The 1,134-nt window shown below is 70.9% G+C and carries 2 protein-coding genes; one reads left to right on the forward strand and one right to left on the reverse strand.

Features of this window, described 5'->3' with window-relative positions:
• Window positions 1–643, reverse strand: a 643-nt coding sequence (locus ACO1BR_RS01235) for an NYN domain-containing protein (protein WP_426793128.1), incomplete at its 3' end; no start/stop codon positions are given.
• Window positions 644–912: 269 nt separating this feature from the next.
• Between ACO1BR_RS01235 and ACO1BR_RS01240 the strand changes: the two genes are divergently transcribed.
• On the forward strand, window positions 913–1,077 hold the full coding sequence (locus ACO1BR_RS01240; protein ID WP_426793129.1) for a hypothetical protein: 165 nt from the start codon (window positions 913–915) through the stop codon (window positions 1,075–1,077).
• The last annotated feature ends 57 nt before the right edge of the window (window positions 1,078–1,134 follow it).

The following is a 1,134-nucleotide window of genomic DNA, read 5'->3' on the forward strand; positions in this document are numbered from 1 at the left end:
CCGCCGCGGCCACCGCGGACTCGGGCAGCGGGGCGGAGAGGATCGCGGCGATCTCGGGGCGCGGGGCGGGCGGCGGGGCGCACGGGCCGCCGAGTTCCTTGGGGCGCACCGCGCGGGTGATCCAGGTCCGGTCCAGTACGCGCCGCTCGTCGGCCTCGGCGACCAGGTCCTCCGACTGGTTGTAGTCCCCGTCGGCGGCCTGGACGGCCCAGAGGTGGACGGCGACGCCGTGCTCCTTGGCGGACATCAGCCCGGGCAGCAGATCACCGTCGCCGGTGACCAGCACGATGTCGGAGCAGGCGCGGTTGCGGGCGAGTTCGGTCAGCTCGGCGTGCATGGCGGCGTCCACGCCCTTCTGCGCCCAGCGCCCGTCGCTGCGGGTCAGGGCGCCCAGCCGGACGGTGACCCGCGGCATCACCCGCAGCCGGCGGTGCTCGGGCTGCGGGACGCGGTCGGGGGCGCCGTCGAACCAGTAGATGCGCAGCAGCGGCCGTTCGGTGTCCGCCTCGGCGCGCTGGCGCAGGCCCTGGATGAGGGCGGCGTGGTCGACGGTGATCCGGGAACGGGCGGGTTCTCCGGCGAGCAGGCTGGCGGCGGCACCGAGCAAATACCCGGCGTCCACCAGGACGACGCAGCGGTCCACGTTCCACCCTCTTCCCTGAGGTGCTGAAGTCCGGTCGCCCCCCGGCTCGGCCCGTGGCACGAGTGCTCTTCGGCTTCCTTCGAGTCTGCCCGACCAAACGGGGGTTATCTGCGCGAACTCGATCTTCGGCGTGGCGGATTCGGCGGTGATTCCGCGTACGGCACGTAACTGTCGCTATTACGCAGGGTAATTGCCCGAAATGCAGGGATGTGTCCGGCGTGTAAGTCTGATTCCGGCCGATCCCAGGATCCCCCTCAGGAGGCACGATCATGGCCAAAAACAAGAAGGACCGGAAGCAGCCCAAGGAGAGCCAGGCCGAACGCGGCCAGCAGCAGTCGGAGAAGTCGACCATCGAGGCCATCTCCCACTCGCAGGCTCAGGGCAGCCCGGCGGACGTCGCACGCAAGCACCAGCGGAAGTTCGGTCACAACTGACACCGCGGCGCCGGCCGGCGTCCCAACTGACGTGTGCGGCAGGTGACGTGAGGGGCG

This window comes from Streptomyces sp. YGL11-2 (genome assembly GCF_050054615.1).
In the GTDB taxonomy this organism is placed as follows: domain Bacteria; phylum Actinomycetota; class Actinomycetes; order Streptomycetales; family Streptomycetaceae; genus Streptomyces.

What these genes read in the sequence shown, in the direction of transcription:
- ACO1BR_RS01240 (WP_426793129.1), top strand. Translation starts at nt 913, where the DNA reads ATGGCCAAAAACAAGAAGGACCGGAAGCAGCCCAAGGAGAGCCAGGCC.